Genomic DNA, 25,570 nt, shown 5'->3' with positions numbered 1-25,570 from the left:
GTTGTAAATGTTGTACAGGATATTGCTTTATATTTGATATAATGAAACCCTTTAAATTCAAAGAATTTACGATAGACCAAGACCAATGCGCCATGAAAGTGGGAACTGATGGGGTCTTGCTCGGTGCATGGACACCATTGGATACAAATCCAGCATCGATTTTGGATATAGGAGCCGGAACAGGCCTGATTTCTTTGCAATTGGCACAACGATCCACCGCAGAAATTATAGATGCAATAGAGTTGGATGACGGTGCCTACGAGCAATGTGTAGCTAATTTTGAAGCTTCACCTTGGGCGGATAGACTGTTTTGTTACCATGCAGGGTTTGATGAGTTTGTGGATGAGATGGATGAAAAATATGATTTGATCGTTTCCAATCCTCCGTTCTACGCTGAAGATGTCCCAAGTGGTGACCAATCTAGGGACAAGGCCCGACAAAGCAGTTCGTTGCCCTTTGGGGAATTGGTCGAAGGCGTTTCGAAGTTTTTGATTAAAAACGGAATTTTTACTGTGATTATTCCCTTTAACGAGGAAGCAAATTTTATCGACCTTGCCAAAGACTCTGGATTGTTTCCTAATCGAATTACTAGAGTAAAGGGTAACCCCCAAACCGATTTTAAAAGAAGTTTGATGGAGTTTACTTTCCATCTATGTGAACCAAAAACCGATACGTTGGTTATAGAGGAGGGAAGACATCAGTACACCAAAGAATATATTGAGTTGACCAAAGCATTTTATTTAAAAATGTAACAATACGCAGATGAAATGTTATATTTACCTAAAATTTATTCTGAATGAAGCCCGATTTATTTGAAGCCCCAGATTACTATAACTTAGACGATTTACTTTCCGAAGAGCACAAGCTAGTTCGTGATGCGGCCCGTCAATGGGTAAAGCGGGATATTTCACCAATTATTGAGGAGTATGCCCAAAAGGCAGAATTCCCCAAACAGATTATTGGTGGATTGGCTGAAATTGGTGCTTTTGGTCCATATATTCCTGAGGAATACGGTGGGGCCGGTTTGGACCAGATTAGTTATGGATTGATCATGCAAGAGATTGAGCGTGGTGATAGTGGTGTGCGTTCCACGGCTTCCGTACAATCTTCTTTGGTAATGTATCCCATATTTGCTTATGGCTCTGAGGAACAGCGAAAAAAATATTTACCGAAATTGGCAACGGGCGAGTGGATGGGCTGTTTTGGTCTTACCGAACCGAACCATGGATCTAACCCTAGTGGTATGGAGGCAAAGTTTAAGGATGCCGGGGATCATTATGTGCTGAACGGTGCCAAACTTTGGATATCCAATTCACCTTTTGCGGACATTGCCGTGGTTTGGGCCAAAAACGAGGAAGGAAGAATATATGGCTTAATCGTGGAACGTGGTATGGAAGGATTCTCCACGCCAGAAACGCACAACAAATGGTCGTTGCGTGCCTCTGCCACAGGGGAACTTATTTTTGATAATGTAAAGGTGCCCAAAGAAAACCTGCTACCAGGTAAAAGTGGTTTGGGAGCACCATTAGGCTGTTTGGATTCGGCACGTTACGGAATAGCATGGGGAGCCATTGGTGCCGCTATGGATTGTTACGATACCGCCCTCAGATATGCCAAGGAGCGTATCCAGTTCGGTAAGCCCATTGCCGCATATCAGCTTCAGCAAAAGAAATTGGCCGAAATGATCACCGAAATCACCAAGGCACAATTGCTTGCTTTTCGTTTGGGACAATTAAAGAATGAAGGAAGGGCAACCACCGCACAAATTTCCATGGCCAAGCGAAACAATGTGGAAATGGCCATAAAAATAGCCCGCGAAGCAAGACAAATGTTGGGTGGAATGGGGATTACCGGCGAATACAGCATTATGCGCCACATGATGAATCTTGAAAGTGTCATCACTTATGAAGGTACCCACGATATCCATTTGTTGATTACGGGTGCGGACATCACAGGAATCCCAGCTTTTAAATAATCAAAATCATTAAACGTTTTCTACAGTTACTTTGATTGATTTACTGATAGGAGTCTGGCTCTTATCTGCAAAATGATTGTAGGGAACCAATACATTGGTTTCTGGAAAATAAGCGGCCATGTTTCCTTTCGGGATTTCATAGGGTACAACGATAAATTTTTCAGCAGTTCGCTGGATTCCATCATAAGTACTGTGCAGATGTACCACATCCAATTTGGTCAAATTCCTTTTGGCCATATCTTCCACGTTCATAAAAACCACACGACGCTCATTGTGGATACCCCGGTAACGATCGTTCAATCCATAAATTGTGGTATTGAACTGGTCGTGGGAGCGAATCGTCATTAGGAGCAATTCATCTGGCTTTAGCCCATGGTCTGGCAAAGAGGTGATAGATAATTGGGCCCTTCCATTCGGAAGCATCCGAAAATCTCGATCTCGCACATTATTTGGTAGATAATACCCAAACCCTTTGGATTGTTCACTCGTTTTTTCAAACCCCCTTACGGTCTTATCTATAAGTTTTCGGATAAGATTATAGTCTTGTCCCAATGCGTGCCAATTCATGGAATGATTGCCTCTAAAATATGTATGGGCAAGGAGCGCAATGATTTCTGGTTCGCTTTTTATATGCTCCGATGCTGGCTTCAACAAACCTTTGCTCTGCCGCACTTTACCGGTACTGCTTTCTATGGTCAAAAACTGTAGGTCTCCGTTCTTCTCATCTTTTTCGGAACGACCGAAGGTGGGGAGCAATAATGCGGTTTTTCCGGTAACCAAGTGACTTCTGTTCAGTTTGGTACTTATTTGGACCGTTAAATCACAATTCTGGATTGCTTCTGCCGTATATTTTGTGTCTGAAGCCGCCATCACAAAATTACCTCCCAGGCAGACAAAAACTTTGGCCTTTTTCTCGTGCATGGCATGGATGGCCTCTACAGTGTCATATCCTTTTTCTGTAGGTGGGTCAAAATTAAGGTGCTCTCTGATATTGTGATTTAAGGTTCTGCTCACGTAGTGCATAATGCCCACCGAACGATCTCCTTGCACATTGCTATGGCCACGAACGGGACAGGTACCAGCAAATGGTTTCCCTACGGCGCCCTTTAGCAATAAAATGTTCACATATTCCTTAATGCAATCCACTGCATTTTTGTGCTGGGTAATGCCCATGGCCCAGCAGATGACAATCTTGGAGTTTTCGGCCAACAATTCCGCAACTTTGTCAATTTTTCGCATATACACCCCTGTTCGCTGCTGAAGATGTTCCATATCGTATCGGTCCAGGTCTTTTAAGAGGTCATCGTAACCATCTACATATTCCACAATAAATTCATGGTCCAGTACATTGTCGTTTTTGGTATCAAGGGCGATCAATTTTTTCAAAAGAAGCTTGGCTAGAGCAATGTCCTCATTGATTTTTACGGGTAAATGGATATCCGCAATCGGTTGTCCGTTCCCCAACATGTCAGAAACACTTTGTGGATTTTTAAAGTTGGCCAATCCTGTTTCAGCCAATGGATTGATGCTGATGACCTTTCCTCCGTTCTTTTTACATTTTTCTAGCGCGGATAACATTCGAGGATGATTGGTTCCCGGGTTCTGTCCCACAACCAAAATAACTTCCGCGCCGTACAGATCATCAAGCTTTACCGAACCTTTGCCAATACCCAAAGTTTCGGTAAGCGCCACCCCGGATGATTCATGGCACATATTGGAGCAATCGGGCATATTGTTGGTGCCAAAAGCACGGGCAAACATACCGTAGAGGTAAGCAGCTTCATTGCTGGACCTTCCCGAGGTGTAAAATATGGCTTTGTTCGGGTTGTCCAAACGGTGCAATTCCTCTGAAATCAGTTCAAAAGCGTCTTGCCAAGAGATAGGTTCATAGTGTATACTGTTTGGTTTCAGTACCATGGGTTCCACTATTCGACCCAATTTGTTGAGTTCAAAATCGCTCAATCGAGAAAGTTCCTCCACGGAATGTTCCTGAAAAAAAATTCCTCCGATATGCTCTCGGGTAGCTTCATCGGCCAAGGCCTTTGCCCCGTTTTCGCAATACTCTGCAATTTTGGATGGATGTTCAGGTACGGGCCAGGCACAACTGGGACAGCGAAAACCATCTTCTTGGTTCATTTCCAAAAGGGCGCGCATAGAACGGACTACGCCCATTTCCTTAAAACTGTGCCGTAATGTTTCCTTTACTCCCAAAAGGCCTGCGGAGGTTTGCATGGGATCCTTTAGCCGGAGGCCTGTGAATTTGATGTCTCCGGTCAGAGAGATATTCCGTTTTGTAGCTTTGTCCATCATGGTTAATGTTGCAGTTTTGGATTGGGATAATTGTCCGATTGGTCTTCATTCCTGTCTTCAAGGCAGGTAAAGTCTTTTTCCAATAATAGATGCAACTCTTTCCCTTCGGGAAGCTCCATCCCATTTTCAAAACCAACAGTCTCATTGTGGAACCAATTTTTTCCGTCCTGTTCCGGAACCATCATTACAATTTGATTGTTGGAATACGATGCCCGTAGGTTTTGTATCGAGGGCATCAATTTTACTTTATACTGAAGAACATTGGTTCCAAATACAGTGTTCTCTGTTATTGAACCTGTTTCGGACAACTGTTTTACTTCGCTTTGGGTCAACCTAAAACGTACAGAATTCCCCTTGATTCTAATTTTCATGTGATGGTTCTATTGCTTCCCTAAGTTACGGTATTCCGATCACTTGTTCGAACCCAATAGCTTTTTGCTTGTCCTCATATCCGCATACCGCGGGTCTTGGATATAGTTTTCCTTTTTCATCTTGATGACCTCAATGCTCAAAAAGCCAAATTCTTCTACTACTTTGCCATAAAACCGGTAAATGCCCTTGCCACGAAAGGGATATTTGGCCGCCATCGGAGGGAAGAGCACCGTATCGAACACTTCACCATGTTGATCCATTAAAGTAGCAAAATACATGCGTTTGCCGTGGTGCGTAGAGGTGTTTTTCACGGTGACCAAATATCCGTAAATATCTATGTGTTTGTTGAGGTACTGCTGTAGGTCCTTTTGTCCGTTGGTGTTTTTAGGGGGTTCTTCCAAAAGCTCAAAAGGACTGCAAAGACAGAATCCCAAAAGTTCCAATTGTTCAAAAGCAGTTTCCAAATCGGTGGTGTTCAGTTGGGGCATTTGAAATTTTTGATGCCTTGGCGGAAACAGTTTTGGGTGTTCCGATCGGTCATTTTTGGACAACATTAAATGGGCTTTCCAGAGGAGTTCGTGCTTGTTGATTCCTGTAAACCGAAAAGCATCGATACGAATCAGAATGGAGAGTTGTTCCATGCGGATGAACACACGGTCCAGAAAATCTTCTAGAGAGGTGAAATTCCCGTGAAGCATCCGCTCTTTTACAATGCGTTCCATGACCCTATGTTCCAAATCGCGGAGATACATCATTCCTAAATAAATATGAGTGCCATAAATATGGTTTGCTGCCATGCTTTTGTTCGCACAGGGTGGATGGATGGTGGCACCCATCATACGGGCATCGTGTATATAAAATTCCGAACGGTAAAATCCGCCTCCATTGTTGAGAACGGCTACCATATATTCCAATGGATAGTAAGCCCTCAAAAATAAACTTTGATAACTTTCCACGGCATACGAAGCGGAATGTCCCTTGGCAAAAGCATAGCCCGCAAAACTGGCAACTTGATTCCAGATTTCCGAGATCAGGGATTCTGCGTATCCCTTTTTTCTGCAATTGGAAATAAATTTATCCTGTACTTTTTGGAATTCTTCCCGGGAACGGAACTTGCCGCTCATGCCCCTTCGTAGTACATCGGCCTCACCGAGATCTAATCCTGCAAAATGATGGGCCATCTTGATCACATCTTCTTGGTAGACCATGACCCCGTAGGTGTCGGGCATAATTTCCAGCATTACGGGGTGGGCCTTTTCCTCGGTTCTGCCCTTGTTCCGATGGCGTAGGATGTACTCCCGCATCATCCCACTTTTGGCCACGCCCGGTCGGATAATGGAGCTGGCGGCCACCAATCCCAAATAAGTATCGACCTGTAATTTTTTCAACAACATCCGCATAGCGGGCGATTCCACATAAAAACAACCCATGCATTGCGCGGTTTTTATCAGGTTGTTGATTACAGCGTCTTTTTTAAACCCTTTGATGTCGTGGATATCTATTCCCTCATATTTTTCAGATTGATTGTAAGCAACAATTTCCAAAGCCTCCTTGATTTTGCCTAATCCACGCTGTCCGAGAATATCAAATTTGTAGAGCCCCACATCTTCGGCGATGACCATATCGTACTGTGTGGTGGGGAATCCTTTTGGGGGCAGATGGGTGGCCGAAAACCAATGCAGGGGTTTGTCGCTGATCAAAATCCCCCCTGCGTGAATACTCAAATAGTTGGGTTTTCCTTTTAACAGGCCTCCATATTTTATTACCAATCTTGAAACATGGTCAAGTTGCTCCAAAGTATATCTTCCCGTCAATAAAAAGTCAATGTCTTGCGGTGGGAGCCCAAACACTTTGCCCAATTCCCGGATAACGCCACGTTCTTTAAAAGTGACGTAGGTTCCCAGTAGAGCAACATGATCAAAGCGTTCAAAGATGTATTTCGTCATCGCGGGGCGATCCCTCCACGAAAAATCGATATCAAAATCGGGTGGATTGGTTCGGTAAAGGTTGATGAAGCGCTCAAAATAGAGGTCAAGCTCCATGGGGTCTACATCGGTGATGCGGAGCAGATAGGCCACAATGCTATTGGCACCACTGCCACGCCCCACATAAAAGAAGCCTCTTTGCCTTGCTTTGGAAACGATGTCCCAATTGATTAAAAAATAGGAGACAAAGCCCATTTTTTTGATGAGTTCCAACTCCTTGTTCAATCGATTTTTAATGGAGTCGTTCACTTCTTCATACCGATAGGGGAGGCCTTCGATGCATAATTTTTCCAAAAGTCTTTCATCTTCTTCCACACTGCCCAAATAAGTTTTTAGATTTTGAGGTTTTCTGTCCTTGGAAAAATCAAAATGGATGCTGCACGTATTGAGTAATTTTTCTGTATTTTCAAGGATATGGGGAAACTCTGAAAACGCAGCGGCTAGATTTTGCACAGGGTACATTTTTTCTTCCTCGTCCGCCTCTTCTTCCTTTGAAAGTTTACTGAGCAATAGGTTATTATCAATCGCCCTGAGCAATCTGTGGGCATTAAAATCTTGTTTATTCCTGAATGTTACGGGTTGCTGAACCACTAACTTGTCTTTGAGCGTTGCCAATTTCGAGAACGGAAGCCTGCGCAGATCTTTAATGGAAATTCCGATATACTCATGGTCTTGAAAATGACTCAGTTCGTTGAGCAGTACTTGTTCAAAAGGATACACGACAAATGCATTTTTAAAAGTTGGGGCGCGGTTTGGAATCTTTGATTTATCATGAAGGTGCTGGGACAAAAAATCATTCAGTTCCAGATACCCTTCGTTGTTTCTGGCAACCCCAATAAAGCAGGGTTGGACTCCATTCCTAAAATCAATACCCAAAATAGGCTTTACCCCAAAATCGGTTGCCTTTCGAACAAAATTCAATCCGGCCGAGGTGTTGTTGATGTCCGTGAGCACTAACTGGGACACATGGTTTTGTTGCGCCAATTGTAATAGCTCCACCTCCGAGAAGGTTCCGAACCGTAAACTGTAATATGTGTGGCAGTTTAAATACAAGTGTCAGTTATCAATTATCAGTTGTCAATTGCTCATTGGAAATTAATCACTGTTTCCGATGCGCCAAAACCACAGGTGGTTCTCCATTAAAGGGATTGTGCATGCTGCCAATGGTCTTGGCTCCCATGGCAGAAGCACGTAGAACACTCCGACTACCGAACCTATTTCGGACATGGTCCATGGCTTGATAGAGGTTCAAGGTCTCTTCGGTATCCTCAAAAAGGTTGATTTGGTAATTGCCAGAGACCAAATGGCTGAATCGAATCCCGATGAGCCGAACCAACATCCGTTTGTTGTACAGGGAATTGAACAGCTCCAATATTTTTGGGATGAGCACATGGTCGGCACTTGTGTATGGAATGCGCGATTGTTTGGAATAAGTGTTGAAGTCAGAATACCGAATCTTTACCGCAACGCATGCCGTTAGTTTATCACCCCTTCGTAACTGGTAGGCCAAGTTTTCGGTCATGGCAATCAAGATGCCCTTCAATTTGACCATATCAATGGTGTCCCTGTCAAAAGTTCTTTCGTTGGAAATGGATTTTCGCTCATGAAAAGGAATCACAGGTGTATTGTCAATGCCATTGGCTCTTTTCCAGATTACCCTGCCATTGGCGCCCAGTACCCTTTGCATAATATCCATGGGCATCTCTTGTACGGTTTTTACCTGTCGTATTCCTAGATTTCTTAGAGTTTGATAGGTTTTATCGCCCACCATTGGGATTTTTTTAATGGAAAGCGGAGCCAAAAATGGTTTTTCCAAACCAAAATCTATCTTAAGTTGATTGTTTGGTTTGGCTTCGTTCGTAGCCACCTTGGAAACTACTTTGTTTACAGATAAGCCAAACGAAATGGGCAGACCAGTTTCATGAATGATTTTATGCCGCATTTCCGTGGCAAATTTGTAGCAACCAAAAAAACGGTCCATACCCGATAGGTCGGCATAAAATTCATCAATGCTGGATTTTTCAAAAAGCGGAACCTTTTCTTTGATGATTTCCGTAACCACATCCGAATACTTGCTGTAGGTACCGGCATTTCCACGGATAACCACGGCTTCTGGGCAAAGTTCCTTGGCCATTTTCATGGGCATTCCGGAGTGCACCCCAAATCCACGGGTCTCATAACTGCAAGCTGCGACTACCCCGCGATCACTGGTGCCACCTACCAATAAGGGCTTGTTTTTGAGCTCTGTATTGATGATGCGTTCCACGGACACATAAAAGGTGTCCAGATCAAGATGTAAAATCGTCTTTTTCATTGTTTAGCTGAAGGGGAAGCTAAATTATGGAAATATTCCAACAAAAAGGAAATAATCCATAAAATAAATATCAACAACTTCTGCTGTCCTTATTTCGGAAAAATCATCATATCTTTGTCTCGTTGTGTTGGATTCCAGTCGCGATGATTGGAATCAGGTTGAAGCATCAAACCGATGCTCGCCAATGAAAGGCTTTCCATTTGGAAGGCTTTTTTTGTTTTTATCAACTATTGGAAATACTGTGAGCCACATGGTGCACCAAAGAAGCAGCCAATTTTGCAGTTTGCCCATCAATATCATATTTGGGGTTCATCTCAGCAATGTCCATACTGATCAGTTTTCCAGAACCAATAATGGTTTTCAAACATTCCAAAACGATGTACGGACTAAAACCCATGGGTGAAGCTGCGCTCACTCCGGGAGCATAGGCGGAGGAAAAACCATCTAAGTCAATGGTGAGGTAAATATGATCCACGTTTTTGGCAAAAGCATTGATCCAGGTAGTGATTTCTTCCAGCAGAGGAATTTGGAAAGTATCGTTCATCACATAGATGACATCGAGGTCTCTGGCCGTTTGAAAAAGGGTTCTATCATTAGCATCTTTTCGGATACCCAAGCAGAGATAATTAAAATCAATGCCCTCCTTTTCGCAATCTTTGGCAATCTGGTAAAACGGAGTGCCCGAATTACTTTGTTCCGTATTTTTCCGAAGGTCAAAATGCGCATCAAAATTAATAACGCCAATGGTCTGGCCTTCTTTTTTTGCATCCAAATGATTTTTGATACCTCGGTAATGGCCATAAGCCACATCATGCCCGCCACCCAAAACAATGGGAAACTGTTTTTTCTCTAAAAGAGTTGTGACCGCATCAGAAAGCGCTTGTTGAGCAGCTTCCATATCGCCATCGACACAAACAACTGAACCCACATCATGCAAAAGCACGTTGCTCCCCAAATGATTGGGCATTTTTCCAAAATTACTTTTGATTACACCTGGACCGTCCACCGCTCCAACACGACCTTGATTGCGCCGTACCCCTTCATCACAAGCATATCCCAAAAGAGCAATGGATTTTTTCTGGGCTTCGGCAATTTCTTCCAAAGGCGTGCAATGTACCTTTTCGTGGAGGTACAGCCATTTATTGGAGATGCGACCCGTCCAGAGGTCTTGTTTTGGGGGTTCGTAGTGTTTCATCAGATTAAAAAAGATTGTCCAAAATATCCGGTTCCACCAGATGGGGCAAAGTTACTTTTAAATTTGGAGAGCGTTCCATTTCTCGTTCAATGGCAAAGCGAGCTTCTTTGTTCCGTGCCCAACTTCTCCGGGAAATACCATTGTTCACATCAAAAAATAACATTTTCTTCAATCGGTTGGAAGCCTCTTTAGTACCATCGAGTACCATGCCAAAACCGCCATTGATGACTTCTCCCCAACCAACACCGCCACCGTTATGAATGGAAACCCAAGTAGCTCCCCTAAAACTGTCCCCGATCACATTCTGGATGGCCATATCGGCAGTGAACTTGCTGCCATCATAAATATTACTGGTTTCCCTAAAAGGAGAATCCGTACCGCTCACATCGTGGTGATCCCTGCCCAAAACCACGGGGGCGCTGATTTCACCTTTCGCTATGGCAGTATTGAAAGCGTCGGCAATTTTGCTTCGTCCCTCGGCATCGGCATATAGGATTCGTGCTTGCGAGCCTACCACTAATTTGTTCTGTTCAGCCTCCGAAATCCATTTGATATTGTCCTGCATCTGCTGTTGGATTTCATTAGGAGCTATGGATTTGATGGTTTTCATCACTTCCAATGCAATGGCATCCGTTTTTTGGAGGTCCTTGGGGTCGCCCGAAGTACATACCCATCGGAATGGGCCAAAGCCGTAGTCAAAACACATGGGCCCCAAAATATCCTGTACGTAGGATGGGTATCTAAAATCGATATTGTTTTCAGCCATAACATCACCGCCCGCACGGGAGACTTCCAGCAAAAAGGCATTGCCATAATCAAAGAAGTAGGTGCCTTTTGCGGTGTGTTTGTTGATGGAATTGATTTGTCTTCGAAGCGATTCCTGTACTTTTTCTTTGAACGCTTCGGGATTTTCGACCATCATGGCATTGGATGCTTCAAAAGTAAGTCCCACGGGATAATATCCACCGGCCCAAGGATTGTGCAAAGAGGTTTGGTCCGATCCCAAATGAACAAAAATGTTGGCTTCGTAAAAGCGCTCCCAAACATCCACCACATTGCCAATGTAGGCCAGGGAAATCACTTCCTTGTTTTTTACAGCTTCTTTCGTGCGAACTACCAATAGATCTAAATCCACTAATAATTCATCCACCCAACCTTGAGCATGACGTTTTTTAGCAGCTTCGGGGTTTACCTCGGCACAAATGGTGATTCCTCCAGCAATGTTTCCCGCCTTAGGTTGGGCACCACTCATACCGCCCAATCCAGCAGTTAAAAAGATTTTCCCTTCAGGTGACTCGTTTTGCTTCAATACTTTGCGAAAAGCGTTCATCACCGTGATGGCGGTTCCGTGAACAATGCCCTGTGGCCCGATGTACATGTAGGAGCCGGCCGTCATTTGTCCATATTGAGTTACTCCCAACGCATTGAATTTTTCCCAATCATCAGGTTTGGAGTAGTTGGGAATCATCATGCCATTTGTGACCACCACTCGTGGCGCTTCCTTGGATGATGGAAAAAGCCCCATCGGATGTCCGGAATACATGTGTAAGGTCTGCTCATCGGTCATTTCCGCCAAATATTTCATGGTGAGCAGGTATTGTGCCCAGTTTTGGAATACCGCACCATTGCCACCGTAGGTGATGAGTTCTTCGGGATGTTGTGCCACAGCAGGGTCCAAATTGTTCTGGATCATGAGCATAATGGCGGCTGCCTGATGTGTTTTTGCCGGATATTCTGAGATAGATCGCGCATACATTTGATAGTCAGGTTTAAACCGATGCATGTAGATACGACCGTAGGTTTTTAATTCTTCGGCAAACTCTGGCGCAAGCTCTGCGTGCCATGATTCGGGGAAATAACGTAGGGCATTTTGTACGGCCAGTTTTTTCTCTTCTTTGGAGAGGATGTCCTTCCGTTTTGGTGCTGGGTTACCGTTTTTTGGATAGGACTTTTTGGGCGGTAGTTGCTCGGGTATGCCTTGCAATAGCTGTTGTTGAAATGCTGTCATAACGCGTTTTTTAGTTGATGGGTTCTCCATTTTTCCAAACTTCACTAGGCTTTAATTGCCCTTGGTGGTAGGTGATTTCTTGGTAATTATCCGTTGGAAAAACAATAAAATCTGCTTTTGCTCCGGCTTCCAGCTTTCCCCGGTCCGCCAAGCGTAAAGCAGCAGCTGCCCTAAAAGTGATTCCAGCAAGCACTTCGGTGTTGGACAATTTTTCAAAGGTGCCCAAAATACTGGCTTGGGTCAATAAATCACCCATGGGTGCAGAGCCGGGATTGTGGTCGCTGGCAATGGACAGAGCGCCGCCGGCATTCAAAATTCTGCGGGCAGGGGTGTAGGCACAGCCCAAACCAATGGATGCCCCGGGCAATGCTGTTGCAATGGTGTTACTTTTAGCCAAAAGCTGTATTTCTTTTTCGGTACTGGCCTCCAAATGGTCGGCGCTCACGGCATCAAAGTCTACAGCAACCTGACTGCCGCCCGTGGTAAACTGGTCGGCATGTACGGTGATATCAAAGCCCATTTCCTTGGCTTTTTGGAAATACGGTTTGATTTCCTCTGGTGAAAAAGCACTCTCTTCCACAAAAGCATCCACACGTTGTGCCAAATTTTCGGTTTTAATGATAGGAAACAAGGTTGCAATAATTTCTTCCAGATATTCTTTTTGATGGTTCCAATCCTTAGGTTTCATGTGTGCCGCCAGACAGGTTGGAATAAGTGAAGCATTGGATATTTCATTGGCTTGTTTTATGGCACGTAGCATTTTCAATTCTTCATTCACGGAAAGTCCGTAACCACTTTTCACCTCGATGGTGGTAACCCCATTTTTGAGATGTTTTTGGCTTCGAGATAGGATTCCTTTGGCCAGTTCCACTTGTGATGCTTTTCGGGTTTGGGTAACAGTGTCCCAAATACCGCCACCGGCCTTGGCAATTTCCAAATAGGTTTTTCCGGCATTTCGGTAGGCATAATCGCGGGCTCGGGTTCCTCCAAAGCAAATATGGGTATGGGAATCCACGAATCCAGGGAGGCAAACATGTGCTCCTTCGATATGGTAGATTTTGACATCATCGGATTTTAACTCATCAAAAACCCCGACGTTGATAATTTTTCCTCTAGAAAGCAGAATGCCCCCATTTTCAATGATCGGCAGTTGCTCATCTTTTAAGGCTCCTTTTAAGGGAAGCCCCGTCATGGGAAGTAATTGAGTAAACGGTCCTATTAATTGTAGTTTGTTCATTTTAATATGTTTCAAATAGGTCAAGATGTGGCGTGTTCCAAGAAAGTTCTTTTTCTTGCATAACTTTTTCCACTATATTGATGATTTCACGGTTTTGGATAATTTCAATTCCTTTCTCAATATCATCTGCAAAAACACGGTCGTTTTCGGCAAAAGCGACCCTTGTCCTCAGAAATGTATGGATTTCATCAAGCAAAACACCCGATTTGAGTGGTTTTCTGTACTCGAATGCTTGGGCGGCGGTCAACAATTCGATAGCGAGGATTTTTTCCACATTTTCTATAATATTGAGTGCTTTTCTTCCACTTATGGATCCCATACTTACATGGTCCTCCTGTCCCAAAGAAGTAGGGATGCTATCGGCACTAGCGGGGAAACATAAGCTTTTGTTCTCACTGGCCAATGCTGCCGAGGTATATTGCAGAATCATATAGCCCGAATTGATTCCGGTATCTTTCATCAATAATTTAGGAACACCGGGGCTGTTGCCCTCGAGGGCGAGATAGATACGGCGGTCGGAGATATTTCCGATTTCCGAAGCGGCCAATGCGGCATAATCCAAAGCCATGGCCAAGGGTTGTCCGTGGAAATTCCCTCCGCTAATAGTGAGTTCATCATTTATGATGACCGGGTTGTCGGTTACCGAGTTGAGTTCTATTTCTAACAATTCTTTAAGATGGAGCCATGCATTTCGGGATGCTCCGTGCACTTGTGGCATACAGCGAAGGGAGTAGGGGTCCTGCACCCGTTCACAATCGATATGGTCTTCCAAAATCTCGGAACCTTGGAGGAGGGTTCGGATTCTTCCTGCCACATGTTGGTTGCCCTTAAATGGACGGAGTTGGTGCAATGCTTCAAAAAACGGTTTCATGGAACCTTGCAGACCTTCGAGCATCATGGCGCCGATAATGTCCGCATGTTTTAGACAATGCTGCAATTTGTGTACGACCATTACCCCATGCGCGGCAATAAACTGGGTTCCGTTGATCAAGGCCAGTCCTTCTTTTGGACCCAATTCCAAAGGTTTCAATCCCGTTTGGTTAAAAAGTTCCTGTGTTTTTATGGTTTGACCTCTAAATTCCACTTTACCCAATCCGATGAGCGGAAGAAATAAGTGGGAAAGTGGAGCCAAGTCGCCAGATGCACCAACCGAACCTTGGGAGGGAACCACCGGAATGGCATCGTTTCCCAAATGCCAGAGCATGCGTTGCAGCGTGGATTCTGCAATACCCGAATACCCTTTGGCAAGAGCATGGATTTTGAGAATCAGCATAATTTTTGCCAACTCGTTGGAGATGGGTTTTCCCACCCCCACACTGTGGCTCTGCAATATATTGGATTGAAGGATTTTGGTGTCCTCCTTGGATATTTTGGTATTGCACAAAGGGCCAAAGCCCGTATTGATGCCATAGACAGTATCGCCTTTTTCCACGATACGCTGAACACGTTGATGACTGGCATTTACATTTTTGAGACATGTATCCGAGAAAACACCTTTTATTGCGCTATGGGCCATACCCAATGCTATGCCAGCGGTTAAATGGTCTTCTCCAAAGTGAAATGTTCGGTCTGTAGCCATGTTTTTTTCTTTTTGAATAAAAATATCAATTAGGTTTAATAATTGCCAATACTTATTTTTGTAAGAATCAATAAGTATGAATTATCAAATAGAGCTTCGACATTTCATTTATTTTTTGGCCGTGGCTGAAGAACTCCATTTTAGAAAAGCTGCGGAAAAACTCTTTATTTCCCAACCTGGATTGAGTACGCAAATCAAACAGATGGAGGAAATATTGGATACACAACTTTTTATTCGGGACAAAAAGAAGGTCCGGTTGACCCCTGCAGGCGAGTTCTTAAAAAAAGAAGTGGAATTTATCTTGAACCATCTGGAGCAGACCAAAAAACAAGTGAAGCATATAGGCGATGGGCATTTGGGGGAGGTACGCATCGGTTTTTTGGGTTCTGCCATGCAAAATGTGGTTCCCAATTTATTGCTGGGACTGAAAGAAAAGTATCCTACGGTGCATACTACGTTGGAGGAACTTTCCAACCGCGCGCAGATCAATGCAATATTGGCCGACCGTCTGGATTTGGGTTTTGTTCGGTTGTCCCGAGTACCCAAAGGGTTGGAGGCAAAGCCTGTTTTTGAAGATACTTTTTCTTTGGTTTTGCCCGAGGAACATCCTTTGGATAAGGGGAATTTCAAGAACATCAATCAGGTGGCGAACGAGGATTTTATCCTTTTTTCCCAAGATTACAGTCCTACCTATTACGACACCGTACTCAGTATTTGTGAGGACGGTGGTTTTGCACCCAATGTTTCCCATAAATCGGTTCATGCCCAGACCATTTTTAAACTGGTGGAGAACAAATTGGGCATTGCCATTGTGCCGACAACCCTCCAATATGGGTTTCAGATGAAGGTGAAGTTCATTGAAATGAAGAAAATTAAACAACGCGCAGTATTGAGCATGGTCTGGAAAACGGATAACCGTAATCCGGCTCTTCAAAAATGTATGGATTTGCTTATGAAATTATGATAACAATGTTTTGGGGAGTAACTTTGGAATTCAACTTAATAGAACATTATGATTTTTGACTTGATCAAGAAAAGGAGAAGTGTTTTTCCGGCCCAATATATTGACAAGGCCATCGATAAAGAGACAATTGAAAAAATCTTGGAAGCGGCGAATTGGGCACCTACGCACAAGAAAACAGAGCCTTGGCGTTTTAAAGTGTTGACAGGGGACAAGAAACAGGAGCTGGGGATTTTCCTTTCCAATAAGTATGAGGAGGTGGATCCTAATCCAAAGCAGATGAAGATAAAAAAACTACAGTTTAATCCATCCAATTCAGGAGCGGTAATTGCAATTTGCATGCAACGGGATCCAAAAGAAAGTTTGCCCGAGTGGGAAGAAATTGCCGCAGTTTCCATGGCGGTACAAAACATGTGGCTATGCTGCGCAGAATTGGGAATTGGAAGTTACTGGTCTTCCCCCGGACTCATCAAATACATGGATGAGTTTTTTGATTTGGCAGCGGGTGAAAAATGCTTGGGATTTTTCTATATGGGTTATTTTGATGGTGAGCTAATTCCATCCGCCAGAACCCCTATTTGCGAAAAGGTGGAGTGGCTGGACTAAGCAAAGGTAAATAGTTCCCCAGCATGTTTTATAGTGATGTACACATAGAATACGGCATACAAAACGGTCACGACAAACTTCATGAAAGTGCCCGTTAAAAATCCCAAAAATGAACCAAAAGCCGCCTTAAGGGCGGTTTTTTTATTGGCTTTGTTCAATAGTTCACCGACCAAGGCTCCAATAAAAGGCCAAATGATTATTCCCAAAGGTCCGAACACCGGAACAAAAATGGCGACCAATAGCCCAACGATGGTACCCCACATGCCCGCTTTGGTGCCTCCAAACTTTTTAGTGCCCATGGCGGGGATCACATAATCCAAAACGGTGATGGTAATGGCTATTACAAAGGTGACTCCCAGAACCCACCAATTATCAGGTACGGCTTTGGTTAAATAGAGGAGTAAAAGTCCAACCCAACTAATGGGAGGACCTGGCAAAACGGGCAAGAAGCTGCCCAGTATTCCGACCAGCATCAAAAGGAACCCTAAAATGAGCAATGCAATGTCCATGGCTGTGTTTTATTGTAAGACAAATGTAATGGACAATTGTTACAAACAAAATCAAAATAAAACCCTGCCCTTATTTTTTTCGTTGGTACATTTGAAACTGATTTCTATCGGTCGTGAAAACGAATAAAACACATACAAAATCAAGAATTATCCAAACGGGATGTGCCGTTATGTGTATGTTTTATTTACTTGGACTTTTTAATGGCTTAGTGTTGGAAACCCTGCACGAAGTTTCACACGTATTGACTCCATCGACACACCATCATAATTTTGCTTCGGATCACGAAACAACGGATTACGCTTCCTTAAAAGCCATGGCGGGACACTCCCACGAAGGTTTAGAAGCTTTAAAGGATTTATTAAAGGCCAATCATTCGGATGAACAGGATTCGAAAGATAAAATCAGTCTTACACTGGACAAACACTTTGTGGAGAAAACACATTTAACTTCTGAAATTAATTTTTTGGTCAGTGCCATTAACAATTGGGCCTACCAAGACAAGATCTTTTCTTGGTGCCACAGTGTGACCACCCCCCCTCCTCAAAATAGCTGAATTAAGCTAAACTAATTTTTTAAACGGGTTTTGAATTCATCATCCTGGACTTGTTTCAGGGTCGCATGAATATCACAGTATGGGTTATGAGATGCTGATATGAGTTCAGCATGACCTTACCCTTGTTTTTTGATGAATTAGAGAGATAAATTTTCACACAAATCAAATTAAATAATAACAACATGAAATATTTTATGGCGGCATTGTCTATGCTGTTCATGGGCACGATTACTGCACAAAGTTTAAAAGGGAAGCTGGTTGATGAAGCCGGTTCCCCATTGGAAGACGCTGGTATATTTAATAAGACCAGCGGTCAACATAGCCATACCGATGGTACGGGTCATTTTGTTCTTGATAGGACCTCAGTGAACGATACCATTTATTTTTCTCGATTGGGATATGCCACAGAGACCCGAATGGTGAGTCAAGCTGATTTACAGAATCCACTTACCATTGTACTTCAAGAAAGTACCATTTCTTTAGATCAGGTGGTTTTAGTGTCCGAAGTGGATGCTTTGAGCAGATTGGTGGATGTGGATTTAAAAACGAATCCCGTAAAATCATCACAGGAAATTTTAAGAAAGGTACCAGGACTGATTATTGGCCAACACGCCGGAGGCGGAAAAGCTGAGCAGCTATTTTTACGTGGTTTTGATGTAGATCACGGTACTGATGTAGCCATCAATGTGGACGGAATGCCCGTGAATATGGTTTCCCACGCCCACGGACAGGGATATGCCGATCTTCACTTTGTGATTCCAGAGACTATCGAGAATGTAAACTTTGGAAAAGGGCCTTACTATGCCGACCAAGGTAATTTTAATACCGCGGGCTACGTAAACCTAAAGTTGCGAAAAAGCTTGGATAAGAGTTTGTTGTCAACAGAAGCGGGGCAATTCGGAACGCGAAGGTTTATGGGAATGTTCAATGTGCTGGATAACCAGAACAGTAATGCGTATTTGGCCTCTGAACTGTATTTAACAGATGGTCCGTTTGATTCACCACAAAATTTTAATCGAATTAATATTATGGGAAGATATCGCTACGCATTGCCCGGAGAACAAGAGCTGTTGTTGACAGCATCTCACTTTTCAAGCAAATGGGATGCTTCCGGTCAAATCCCACAAAGGGCGGTTGACCAAGGTTTGATTGGTCGCTTTGGTGCCATTGACGATACCGAAGGCGGACAGACGAGCAGAACCAACTTTGTTTTAAATCATAATAAGAAGTTGGGTGCTGGAAAATCGCTCAACACGATGGCATTTGTATCTCATTATGATTTTGAACTCTATTCCAATTTCACTTTTTTCTTGGATGACCCAGTGAACGGGGATCAAATCAAACAATATGAAGATCGTTTATTGGCCGGGGCAAAAACTGTTTTTCAGAACAGTTCTGCCAGTTTGGGAAGTATGGATTTCAAATACAATGTAGGAATTGGTTTTAGATACGACAATGTGGACGATAACCAGTTGTCTCACACATTGAACCGTCAAGAATTGTTGGAGCGTTTGGCTTATGGTGATGTGGATGAGGTGAACAGCTACGCATTTGCGGGCGCAGCATTTAAATCAGGCAAATTTACGTTTGAACCAGCTGTTCGTTTGGATTATTTCAAATTTGACTATGTCAACAACCTCAGTGAACTTTATGACAGCCGTAGCGAAGAAAAAGTGGCGTTCAGTCCTAAGTTCAATACCATTTACAGTCCAACTGAAAATACACAGATCTTCTTAAAAACGGGTATTGGTTTCCACTCCAACGATACCCGTGTTGTTGTGGCGAATGGTGGCGAAGAGATTCTGCCAGCTGCTTACGGTGTGGATTTGGGCACGATCATAAAACCAATGGATAAATTGGTCTTGAACGCCACTTTGTGGACTTTGTTCTTGGATCAAGAGTTTGTGTACGTGGGTGATGCAGGAATTGTGGAGCCCAGTGGAAAAACCAGAAGAATAGGGTTCGAAGTAGGGGCAAGGTACCAGCCTTTGGATTGGCTTTACATCTATTCCGATGCCAATTACACGCACGCTCGAAGCACCGAGGAGGCGGATGGAGAAGACTACATTCCATTGGCACCCGATTTTACAATGGCTGGAGGGGTAACCTTTGGAGGCAATCAAGGTTTTTCCGGAGGATTGAATTACCGATATATTGATGATAGACCCGCCAACGAGGACAATTCCATTGTGGCCGAAGGATATTTCGTTACCGATGCAACGCTAAGTTATAGTGTAAACAATTGGACCTTTGGTCTTATCGTTGAAAACTTGTTCGACACAGAATGGAACGAAACACAGTTTGCCACGGAAAGCCGATTGTTCAATGAGTCGAATTCGTTTGAAGAGATTCATTTTACACCCGGCATGCCTTTTTATTTAAGGGGAAAGGTTACGGTTACTTTTTAATGGTGTTTAGGTAAATGCATTGTAATAATTAGAGGCCTGAAACATTTTCAGGTCTCTTTACATTATATAGTTCTTCATTAAAAAATCGTAATTTCAGCCAAATTATTGGGCCTGTCATGCGGAAGTTAGTTTTGTTAATCATTTTTATGGGTTTGTTCGTATCCTGCGAGCTTTTGGAGTCCAAGGAGGATAAGACCCAAAAATTGGTCAATGAGGAGCTTTTGGCCATTGATTGGAACGATGTGGATCAATATCCCCTTTTTGAGGATTGTGACGAAACCGCCCCCAAAGATGCCCAACAGGAGTGTTTTCAAAATCTAATCACTGAGTATTTTTCCGAAGCTTTGGCAGGACTCAAGTTTGAAGTAAGGAACGATTTGAATGATACGGTCTATATCGATTTTCTGATAGATGAGCATGGTTTTATTTCTGTGTTGAACGTGGAGGAGAAAACTTCTGTATTAAATGAAATTTCAGATTTTAACACCAAAATTTCTGATAGTTTGAACGATTTGACCACCGTGGCCCCGGCATTGAAAAGAGGAAATCCGGTAAGCCTACGTTTCAGGCTACCGCTGGTACTAAATACCTACTAAATTTGGCAACAGAAAAAATTATATTGGGTATAGATCCCGGAACCACGATCATGGGGTTCGGGATAATCAAGGTCATCAATAAGCAAATGCACTTTGTGCAGATGAACGAGTTGATGCTCAAAAAGTATACAGACCCCTATACCAAGCTCAAGCTTATTTTTGAACGCACTGTGGAGCTTATCGATACCTATCACCCAGATGAAATAGCCATTGAAGCCCCTTTTTATGGAAAAAATGTACAGTCTATGCTAAAATTGGGCCGCGCTCAAGGTGTGGCCATGGCAGCAGGTCTTTCCAGAGAAGTTCCGATTACGGAGTATATGCCCAAGAAAATAAAAATGGCCATCACAGGAAACGGAAACGCCACTAAAGAGCAAGTGGCTAAAATGTTGCAAAGTGTACTAAAATTAAAATCTTTGCCCAAAAATCTGGACAGTACCGATGGTTTGGCCGCAGCCGTTTGTCACTTTTATAATGAAGGAAGGGTAGAAGTGGGTAAAAGCTATACGGGTTGGGAAGCCTTTGTGAAGCAAAACCCGGGTAAGATCAAATAATAATTACCAGTTTTCAATAAACAATAAACAATAAACAATAAACAATGTACAATTAGCAATTAACAATAAGTAATGTCCAATTCCCAAACGAACCTACTTTATGAAAAACAAAAATCCTTTACTCGAAAAATCTTATGATTTTGCCTTGCAAACGGTCAGTTTATACAAGCACATAGTGGCATCCAAAAAAGAGTTTGTGCTATCCAAGCAAATGCTGCGTTCAGGAACATCCATCGGTGCAAATATCAGTGAGGCAAATGGAGCTATCTCAACGGCTGATTTTTCCGCCAAAATTTCAATAGCTTACAAGGAGAGTTTGGAAGTAAAATATTGGCTTTCGTTACTGACGGATTCAGACTATATTCCTAAAAGCAAATCAGCAACGCTAATTTCCAAGGCCGATGAACTTTCGAAAATCATGTTTTCCATCCTAAAAACTACAAAGAGAGCAAAATGATCATTGTATATTGTTTACTGTTAATTGACAATTGATGTCCGGAATTTATATCCACATTCCTTTTTGCAAGCAAGCTTGCCATTACTGTGATTTCCATTTTTCCACGCAACTGGAAAAAAAGGAAGTCATGGTGAATGCCATTGGCAAGGAACTCGTTATGCGAAAATCTGAGGTGGAGGATGAGGTAGAAACCATCTACTTTGGGGGAGGAACGCCGTCGGTGCTATCAATTGAGGAAATTCAACAGTTGATTCAGTCGGTGTACGACAATTACAAAGTAATTGACCATCCGGAAATCACACTGGAAGCCAATCCTGATGATTTGGTGTCATCTCGAGCGCAGTCGAAAGATCTATTTTTGGATTATAAAAAATCAGGAATAAATCGTTTAAGCATCGGCATCCAATCTTTTTTTGATGAAGATTTAAAATTGATGAACCGAGCACATAATGCGGGAGAGGCAGAAAAATGTATCCAAGAAGCTACAAAGCATTTTGATAACATCACCATCGATTTGATCTACGGAATCCCCGGGATGGATAACGAACGTTGGAAACGGAACATCCAAAAGGCCTTGGATTTTGGTTTGCCCCATATTTCCAGCTATGCGTTGACCGTGGAGCCCAGAACTGCCCTCAAAAAATTCATTAAAAAAGGTGTGGTTCCGGATGTGGATGACGAGCAGGCGCAAGAGCAGTTTCATATTTTGGTGGAAATGTTGGAAGCGCAGGGTTTTGTGAACTATGAAATCTCGAACTTTGGGAAACCTGGTTTTTTCTCCAAGAACAACACGGCATACTGGCAGGGGAAACACTATTTGGGCGTGGGTCCGTCGGCACATTCTTTTGATGGCAAACACCGAAGCTGGAATATCCGAAACAACCCTACCTATATCAAAAAAATAAGTGAAGGCGTTTTACCCATGGAAATTGAGACCCTTTCCAAAACGGATAGGTACAATGAGTATGTGATGACCGGTCTACGAACTGTTTGGGGGGTTGATTTGGATAAAATAGCCTCGGATTTTGGACCAAACTATCTGGACTATTTAAACCAACAATCCAAAAAGTATATGGAATCCCATTTGCTTTTTTTGGAAGAAGGAAAACTTTTGGTTACCAAACAGGGCAAGTTTTTAGCCGATGGTATTGCTAGTGATTTGTTTTTTGTGGATTAATGCAGTACCTATTCGGCTACGAAATTATCATTATCCTTATCCTCGATCCAATTGTATTCAATCTCCTTGGCCACTTTTCTGGCGAAATCAATGCCATGTCTATCAGCTAAAAAGCCCAACGCCATATCCATGCCTGCACTTACTCCCGAAGAGGTGTAGTATTTTCCATCGACTTTCCATCTTGCTTTTTTGTCCCAATCCACCTTGGTGTCTTGGGAAACCACCCATGAAAAGGCTCGCTTATTCGAAGTCGCTTTTTTACCCTTCAAAAGTCCAGATTTGGCGAGCAGTGCACTGCCTGTACAAACAGATAGCACATAGTCACTAGTTTGGGAGAGTTTTTCTAATTTATTTAAAAGTTGGGTATTGTTTACTTCCTTTCGGGTGCCCATACCTCCTGGAACCAAAATTATTTTGGGGCCATTGCCCATGGTCTCAAATTTTTCGGTCATAATGGGGACCTTGTGCCTGTTGGTGACCACACCACCCTCGAGGGAATAAAATTTAAGTGCATATTTATCCACCAAACGGCCAAAAATTTCTGCTGGCCCGAAAACATCCAAGGTTTCATAATCATCGAACATGATAAAAGCAACTTCAATTGGCTTTTCCATTTTGTTATCAGAGTTTTGGGCATTTATAGATGATGTTCCAATTAAGGCTAGCATCAATAGCGATAGTAAAGATTTCAATTTTGGAATAATGTTCATACTTAGCTGGATTTCTTAGTTGGGGGTGCACTAATCAATTTGTGCATGTTTATTGTGATGTTCTGGCAACTAATTTAGCTAATTAAATGTTTTCTTAATGGTTTGGCTTAATTGAATGAATATTTCATTGTTCTCCATAAGCTTTTCGTCACGATATAATCTAAATTCATATCCTTAAATTGCTTATGACGTTTAAGGTTCAAATTGTTTCAATGAAATATTTCAACCTATTTGTGGAGTTAGCAGATTTCAACCAAAAAGAACTTTATTATTGGATTTATCCTATGAAATGCCTTAATTACCCCAAACAAGCCCAACATATATGATTGCAACCATAAAACACAACTCCCGTAACTATAAAATAGACCTGACCAAACCTCTTGATATTTCAATACCGCTCAAGGGTGGTGATAAAAATGTGAATGCATGGTATTTGGAACCGCCAAAAATAGTGCCCCATAAGCAAGATGGTTTTGTGGGAAAGGTCTCGGAAGGAGCTCCGGTCAATTTTAATGATATCTGGTTTAATCCACACTCGCATGTAACCCACACGGAGTGTTTGGGACATATTTCGGAAGCGTTCAACTCCATTAATAAAAAACTGAAAAATTTCTTCTTTTTTGCTGAGCTGATCACCGTTGCACCGGAACAATTGGGAGATGATTTTGTAATTTCCGAAAAGCAGATAAAATACGCTTTGGGCAACAAAAAGAGACAGGCAATCGTAATCAGGACCATGCCGAATTTGGGCGACAAGCGCTCTAAAAAATATTCGGATACCAACCCAACCTATTTAACCGAAGCAGCTGCTAAGTACTTGGTAAAAAAAGGCGTGGAGCATTTACTCATCGACCTGCCTTCGGTGGATAAGGAAAGGGACGGAGGGCAGCTTTTGGCACATAAAGCTTTTTGGAACATGAGCGGGAAACCTAGGACAAAGGCAACCATCACAGAGTTTATTTATGTACCCAACCCAGTAGAGGACGGCACTTATTTTTTAAACCTGCAAGTGGCTCCCTTTGAAAATGATGCCAGCCCTAGTAGACCTGTTTTGTATAAAATTGAAGAGAAATAAATGAAAACAACCCTCAAATTGGAAGAGTTGATGATGTTCATTCTAGGTATCTACCTTTTCAATCAATTAGATTACGCGTGGTGGTGGTTTTTGGTGTTACTCTTAACTCCGGATATTGGTATGCTGGGATATCTTTTCGGAAACAGAACAGGAGCTATAATGTATAATTTGTTCCATCATAAAGGGATTGCCGTAGTAATGTATTTTGTTGGAATTTACTTTTCAATACCTTTATGCCAGTTTGTTGGGATAATACTGTTTTCCCATGCATCGTTGGACAGAATGTTTGGCTACGGATTAAAATATGACAAAGGATTTAAGTTTACCCATTTGGGTGAAATAGGCACATAAAATGGGTGAAGCAATAGACATGGTTTTAGGGTTGATTTTGGGCGCAATATTGATGTATTGGGTCTATTCCCTATTTCGAAAAAAGAAGAACAAAGAAATTACAGAAGAGCAGTCCACCGTAATCTTGAACAAGATACGTAGTGTGTGCAAACTCGTTTCTGTAGAGGGTGATTTTGCAGAAATCTATCACTACGAGAATACCAAGGATAGTTTTATGAGCCTGTTCCGAAGCAAAAAAAAGGCGCTGATCGTGATCAAAGCCAAAGCGCATATCGGGTACGACCTCAATAAGCTGGACATGAAGGCGGAAAATGATAAAAAGAAAATTATCCTGAGTCATTTTCCAGAGCCGGAAGTGTTGTCCATAGAACCCGATCTACAATTTTATGACATCAAAAATGGTATATTCAACAGTTTTTCTCCTACGGATTTGACCAATCTGAACCTAGAGGCCAAGGAGCATATCAAAAAAAGAATACCAGAGAGCGGGTTGATGGAAACCGCAAAAAAAGAAGCTTTACAAGCTGTTTTGGTCGTTGAGAAAATAGTAGAAACTATAGGGTGGAAATTGGATTATTCCGCTTTGGAAATAGGAACTGATAAAAAACAATCTATAGAAGAGTAACTATGAAAACTA

Annotated in this window: 23 protein-coding genes; 13 read left to right on the top strand and 10 right to left on the bottom strand. The window is 42.7% G+C overall.

All coding sequences use genetic code 11. The features are described from left to right. Window positions 1-41: 41 nt before the first annotated feature. Both MWU56_RS09350 and MWU56_RS09345 read left to right on the top strand, forming a co-directional pair. Complete coding sequence (locus MWU56_RS09350) at window positions 42-752, top strand: tRNA1(Val) (adenine(37)-N6)-methyltransferase (RefSeq protein WP_247043942.1); 711 nt, start codon at window positions 42-44, stop codon at window positions 750-752. A gap of 44 nt (window positions 753-796) precedes the next feature. Next, window positions 797-1,975: an acyl-CoA dehydrogenase family protein gene (locus tag MWU56_RS09345; RefSeq protein ID WP_247043941.1), complete on the top strand. Its 1,179-nt coding sequence runs from the start codon at window positions 797-799 to the stop codon at window positions 1,973-1,975. Window positions 1,976-1,984: 9 nt separating this feature from the next. On the opposite strand, the gene MWU56_RS09340 is transcribed toward MWU56_RS09345, so the two are convergent. The 8 genes from MWU56_RS09340 to hutH all read right to left on the bottom strand — a co-directional run bounded on the left by MWU56_RS09340 (window position 1,985) and on the right by hutH (window position 14,975). Next, on the bottom strand, window positions 1,985-4,282 hold the full coding sequence (locus MWU56_RS09340; RefSeq protein ID WP_247045224.1) for an FdhF/YdeP family oxidoreductase: 2,298 nt from the start codon (window positions 4,280-4,282) through the stop codon (window positions 1,985-1,987). 5 nt (window positions 4,283-4,287) lie between these two features. Continuing rightward, entirely contained in the window at window positions 4,288-4,656 is a 369-nt protein-coding gene (locus tag MWU56_RS09335) for a DUF7009 family protein (protein ID WP_247043940.1), read from the bottom strand. Window positions 4,657-4,695: 39 nt separating this feature from the next. Continuing rightward, on the bottom strand, window positions 4,696-7,695 hold the full coding sequence (locus tag MWU56_RS09330) for a DNA polymerase III subunit alpha (RefSeq protein ID WP_247043939.1): 3,000 nt from the start codon (window positions 7,693-7,695) through the stop codon (window positions 4,696-4,698). 46 nt (window positions 7,696-7,741) lie between these two features. After that, a complete protein-coding gene (dinB, locus tag MWU56_RS09325; RefSeq protein WP_247043938.1) occupies window positions 7,742-8,956 on the bottom strand; it encodes a DNA polymerase IV in 1,215 nt (404 codons plus the stop codon). A gap of 223 nt (window positions 8,957-9,179) precedes the next feature. After that, the gene (gene hutG / locus MWU56_RS09320; protein WP_247043937.1) at window positions 9,180-10,151 is read right to left on the bottom strand and encodes a formimidoylglutamase; all 972 of its coding nucleotides are present in this window, start codon (window positions 10,149-10,151) and stop codon (window positions 9,180-9,182) included. Window positions 10,152-10,155: 4 nt separating this feature from the next. Then, entirely contained in the window at window positions 10,156-12,159 is a 2,004-nt protein-coding gene (locus tag MWU56_RS09315) for a urocanate hydratase (RefSeq protein ID WP_247043936.1), read from the bottom strand. A 10-nt stretch (window positions 12,160-12,169) separates the two neighbouring features. Beyond that, window positions 12,170-13,396, bottom strand: a complete 1,227-nt coding sequence (gene hutI / locus MWU56_RS09310) for an imidazolonepropionase (RefSeq protein ID WP_247043935.1) — start codon at window positions 13,394-13,396, stop codon at window positions 12,170-12,172. 1 nt (window position 13,397) lies between these two features. Further along, entirely contained in the window at window positions 13,398-14,975 is a 1,578-nt protein-coding gene (hutH, locus tag MWU56_RS09305; RefSeq protein WP_247043934.1) for a histidine ammonia-lyase, read from the bottom strand. 76 nt (window positions 14,976-15,051) lie between these two features. On the opposite strand from hutH, the gene MWU56_RS09300 reads away from it, so the two are divergent. Together MWU56_RS09300 and MWU56_RS09295 are read left to right on the top strand one after the other, a co-directional pair. Then, window positions 15,052-15,939, top strand: coding sequence for a LysR family transcriptional regulator (locus MWU56_RS09300; protein ID WP_247043933.1), 888 nt, complete (start codon window positions 15,052-15,054; stop codon window positions 15,937-15,939). Between the two features lie 48 nt (window positions 15,940-15,987). Then, window positions 15,988-16,542, top strand: coding sequence for a nitroreductase (locus MWU56_RS09295; protein ID WP_247043931.1), 555 nt, complete (start codon window positions 15,988-15,990; stop codon window positions 16,540-16,542). On the opposite strand, the gene MWU56_RS09290 is transcribed toward MWU56_RS09295, so the two are convergent. Next, window positions 16,539-17,051: a DUF456 domain-containing protein gene (locus MWU56_RS09290; RefSeq protein WP_247043929.1), complete on the bottom strand. Its 513-nt coding sequence runs from the start codon at window positions 17,049-17,051 to the stop codon at window positions 16,539-16,541. The two genes, MWU56_RS09295 and MWU56_RS09290, sit on opposite strands and share 4 nt — an antisense overlap. Before the next feature lie 113 nt (window positions 17,052-17,164). Here MWU56_RS09290 and MWU56_RS09285 point away from each other — a divergent pair, with 113 nt between their 5' ends. The 6 genes from MWU56_RS09285 (at window position 17,165) to hemW (ending at window position 22,797) form a co-directional block, all read left to right on the top strand. Further along, a complete protein-coding gene (locus tag MWU56_RS09285) occupies window positions 17,165-17,605 on the top strand; it encodes a hypothetical protein (protein WP_247043927.1) in 441 nt (146 codons plus the stop codon). 182 nt (window positions 17,606-17,787) lie between these two features. Next, window positions 17,788-20,013 carry a TonB-dependent receptor gene (locus tag MWU56_RS09280; protein WP_247043926.1) on the top strand — a complete coding sequence of 742 codons (2,226 nt, stop codon included), beginning with the start codon at window positions 17,788-17,790 and terminating at the stop codon, window positions 20,011-20,013. A gap of 116 nt (window positions 20,014-20,129) precedes the next feature. Beyond that, a complete protein-coding gene (locus MWU56_RS09275) occupies window positions 20,130-20,609 on the top strand; it encodes a hypothetical protein (protein ID WP_247043925.1) in 480 nt (159 codons plus the stop codon). 2 nt (window positions 20,610-20,611) lie between these two features. Continuing rightward, window positions 20,612-21,163 (top strand): crossover junction endodeoxyribonuclease RuvC, encoded by a 552-nt coding sequence (gene ruvC / locus MWU56_RS09270; RefSeq protein WP_247043924.1) that lies wholly within the window; start codon window positions 20,612-20,614, stop codon window positions 21,161-21,163. Window positions 21,164-21,263: 100 nt separating this feature from the next. Continuing rightward, window positions 21,264-21,620, top strand: a complete 357-nt coding sequence (locus MWU56_RS09265) for a four helix bundle protein (protein WP_247043923.1) — start codon at window positions 21,264-21,266, stop codon at window positions 21,618-21,620. Window positions 21,621-21,654: 34 nt separating this feature from the next. Continuing rightward, a complete protein-coding gene (hemW, locus tag MWU56_RS09260; protein ID WP_247043922.1) occupies window positions 21,655-22,797 on the top strand; it encodes a radical SAM family heme chaperone HemW in 1,143 nt (380 codons plus the stop codon). Window positions 22,798-22,805: 8 nt separating this feature from the next. On the opposite strand, the gene MWU56_RS09255 is transcribed toward hemW, so the two are convergent. Further along, window positions 22,806-23,411, bottom strand: coding sequence for a DJ-1/PfpI family protein (locus tag MWU56_RS09255; RefSeq protein ID WP_247043921.1), 606 nt, complete (start codon window positions 23,409-23,411; stop codon window positions 22,806-22,808). Window positions 23,412-23,829: 418 nt separating this feature from the next. Here MWU56_RS09255 and MWU56_RS09250 point away from each other — a divergent pair, with 418 nt between their 5' ends. The 3 genes from MWU56_RS09250 to MWU56_RS09240 are packed head-to-tail and all read left to right on the top strand — an operon-like array spanning window position 23,830 to window position 25,558. Beyond that, window positions 23,830-24,582, top strand: a complete 753-nt coding sequence (locus MWU56_RS09250) for a cyclase family protein (RefSeq protein WP_247043919.1) — start codon at window positions 23,830-23,832, stop codon at window positions 24,580-24,582. Continuing rightward, the gene (locus tag MWU56_RS09245; protein ID WP_247043917.1) at window positions 24,583-24,933 is read left to right on the top strand and encodes a DUF4260 domain-containing protein; all 351 of its coding nucleotides are present in this window, start codon (window positions 24,583-24,585) and stop codon (window positions 24,931-24,933) included. It abuts the gene before it with no gap. Window position 24,934: 1 nt separating this feature from the next. After that, window positions 24,935-25,558: a DUF4230 domain-containing protein gene (locus MWU56_RS09240; protein ID WP_247043915.1), complete on the top strand. Its 624-nt coding sequence runs from the start codon at window positions 24,935-24,937 to the stop codon at window positions 25,556-25,558. Window positions 25,559-25,570: the final 12 nt, after the last annotated feature.

It is taken from the genome of Allomuricauda sp. F6463D, assembly GCF_023015965.1.
Taxonomy (GTDB): Bacteria; Bacteroidota; Bacteroidia; order Flavobacteriales; family Flavobacteriaceae; genus Flagellimonas.
Note: the sequence above shows the minus strand (reverse complement) of the source record. Positions and strands in the feature narration are given on the sequence as shown.

What these genes read in the sequence shown, in the direction of transcription:
- MWU56_RS09240 (WP_247043915.1), top strand. Translation starts at nt 24,935, where the DNA reads ATGGGTGAAGCAATAGACATGGTTTTAGGGTTGATTTTGGGCGCAATA.
- hemW (WP_247043922.1), top strand. Translation starts at nt 21,655, where the DNA reads ATGTCCGGAATTTATATCCACATTCCTTTTTGCAAGCAAGCTTGCCAT.
- MWU56_RS09290 (WP_247043929.1), bottom strand. Translation starts at nt 17,051, where the DNA reads ATGGACATTGCATTGCTCATTTTAGGGTTCCTTTTGATGCTGGTCGGA.
- hutI (WP_247043935.1), bottom strand. Translation starts at nt 13,396, where the DNA reads ATGAACAAACTACAATTAATAGGACCGTTTACTCAATTACTTCCCATG.
- hutG (WP_247043937.1), bottom strand. Translation starts at nt 10,151, where the DNA reads ATGAAACACTACGAACCCCCAAAACAAGACCTCTGGACGGGTCGCATC.
- MWU56_RS09350 (WP_247043942.1), top strand. Translation starts at nt 42, where the DNA reads ATGAAACCCTTTAAATTCAAAGAATTTACGATAGACCAAGACCAATGC.
- MWU56_RS09340 (WP_247045224.1), bottom strand. Translation starts at nt 4,282, where the DNA reads ATGGACAAAGCTACAAAACGGAATATCTCTCTGACCGGAGACATCAAA.
- MWU56_RS09245 (WP_247043917.1), top strand. Translation starts at nt 24,583, where the DNA reads ATGAAAACAACCCTCAAATTGGAAGAGTTGATGATGTTCATTCTAGGT.
- MWU56_RS09345 (WP_247043941.1), top strand. Translation starts at nt 797, where the DNA reads ATGAAGCCCGATTTATTTGAAGCCCCAGATTACTATAACTTAGACGAT.
- MWU56_RS09280 (WP_247043926.1), top strand. Translation starts at nt 17,788, where the DNA reads ATGAAATATTTTATGGCGGCATTGTCTATGCTGTTCATGGGCACGATT.
- MWU56_RS09275 (WP_247043925.1), top strand. Translation starts at nt 20,130, where the DNA reads ATGCGGAAGTTAGTTTTGTTAATCATTTTTATGGGTTTGTTCGTATCC.
- hutH (WP_247043934.1), bottom strand. Translation starts at nt 14,975, where the DNA reads ATGGCTACAGACCGAACATTTCACTTTGGAGAAGACCATTTAACCGCT.
- MWU56_RS09265 (WP_247043923.1), top strand. Translation starts at nt 21,264, where the DNA reads ATGAAAAACAAAAATCCTTTACTCGAAAAATCTTATGATTTTGCCTTG.
- MWU56_RS09250 (WP_247043919.1), top strand. Translation starts at nt 23,830, where the DNA reads ATGATTGCAACCATAAAACACAACTCCCGTAACTATAAAATAGACCTG.
- MWU56_RS09295 (WP_247043931.1), top strand. Translation starts at nt 15,988, where the DNA reads ATGATTTTTGACTTGATCAAGAAAAGGAGAAGTGTTTTTCCGGCCCAA.
- dinB (WP_247043938.1), bottom strand. Translation starts at nt 8,956, where the DNA reads ATGAAAAAGACGATTTTACATCTTGATCTGGACACCTTTTATGTGTCC.
- MWU56_RS09255 (WP_247043921.1), bottom strand. Translation starts at nt 23,411, where the DNA reads ATGGAAAAGCCAATTGAAGTTGCTTTTATCATGTTCGATGATTATGAA.
- MWU56_RS09300 (WP_247043933.1), top strand. Translation starts at nt 15,052, where the DNA reads ATGAATTATCAAATAGAGCTTCGACATTTCATTTATTTTTTGGCCGTG.
- MWU56_RS09315 (WP_247043936.1), bottom strand. Translation starts at nt 12,159, where the DNA reads ATGACAGCATTTCAACAACAGCTATTGCAAGGCATACCCGAGCAACTA.
- MWU56_RS09335 (WP_247043940.1), bottom strand. Translation starts at nt 4,656, where the DNA reads ATGAAAATTAGAATCAAGGGGAATTCTGTACGTTTTAGGTTGACCCAA.